1 protein-coding gene is annotated in these 1,409 nt (G+C 68.1%); it reads left to right on the forward strand.

The window, feature by feature from the left end:
* Window positions 1–113 precede the first annotated feature (113 nt).
* Window positions 114–1,397 (forward strand): ISL3 family transposase, encoded by a 1,284-nt coding sequence (locus ACZ6SD_RS32900; RefSeq protein ID WP_465320932.1) that lies wholly within the window; start codon window positions 114–116, stop codon window positions 1,395–1,397.
* The last annotated feature ends 12 nt before the right edge of the window (window positions 1,398–1,409 follow it).

Genomic DNA, 1,409 nt, shown 5'->3' on the forward strand with positions numbered 1-1,409 from the left:
GGCTCTTCGTACTGATGTGTGGGTGGTGTGCCCTGGTAGTTGGGGGGCACGTCGTTGCTGGGTCTAGGTTTCTGAGCTGTCGAGGAACAGGAACCAGGTAGACGGAGAACGACGTGCCCGGTGTCAGGGTATGGGGTCGGTTGTTGGGTGCGCATCCGGCGGTGGTGGAGTCGGTCGAGTTCGATGAGGTCGAGCGGGTTGTGGTGGTCGCGGTGCGGGTCCGGGCCCGGGATCGTGACCGGTGCGGGGTGTGTGCGCGGCGGTGTCCGCGGTATGACGCCGGTCGTGGGCGGCGGCGGTGGCGTGCGCTGGACTTGGGGGCGGTGCGGGCGTTCGTGGAGGCCGACGCGACGCGGGTGCGGTGTCGTGAGCATGGGGTCGTGGTGGCCGCGGTGCCCTGGGCGCGGCACGGGGCCGGGCATACCCGTGCGTTCGATGACACCGTGGCGTGGTTGGCGACCACGACGTCGAGGAGCACGGTCGGGGCGTTGATGCGTGTCGCGTGGCCCACGGTCGGTGCGATCGTCTCCCGGGTCCGGGCCGATATCGACGCCCGGGTGGACCGCTTGGCGGGGTTGCGCAGGATCGGGATCGATGAGATCTCCTACAAAAAGCACCACAAGTACCTCACGGTGGTGGTCGATCACGACACCGGTCGGCTGGTGTGGGCGGCGCCGGGCAACGACAAACCGACGCTGGCCGCGTTCTTCGAGCTACTCGGGCCCGACCGGTGCGCGCGGATCACCCATGTCTCCGCAGACGCGGCCGCCTGGATCGCCCGGACTGTCGCACGGTACTGCCCGGACGCGGTCCGCTGCGCGGACCCCTTCCACGTGGTCAAGTGGGCCACCGACGCACTCGACCAGATCCGCCGCCAAGCCTGGAACACCGCCCGACACCGACCAGGAGGCACCCGCACCGACCAACGCGGCCGCCCCGCCTCGACCGGAACCGCCCAACACATCAGACGATCCCGGTGGGCGTTGTGGAAGAACCCCGAGAACCTCACCGACCACCAACACCGCCAACTCGCCTGGATCGCCAGAACAGACCCCCGACTACACCGCGCCTACCTGCTCAAAGAAGGACTCCGACACGTCTTCGCCCTCGGCGGCCACCCCGGCAAACACGCCCTGGACCAGTGGCTGTCCTGGGCGGCGCGCTGCCGGATACCCGAGTTCGTCAAACTCGCCCGCACCATCCGCACCGAACTGCCCACCATCCACGCCACCCTCGACCACGGCCTGTCCAACGCCCTGACCGAATCCACCAACACCAAAATCCGACTACTCACCCGACTCGCCTACGGCTTCAAACACCCCCACAACCTCATCTCCCTCGCACTCCTCGCCCTCGGCGGATACCGCCCCGACCTACCCGAACGCACCCACACATAACTACCAAGAGCC

The sequence above is a fragment of the Actinokineospora sp. NPDC051303 genome (assembly GCF_055586285.1).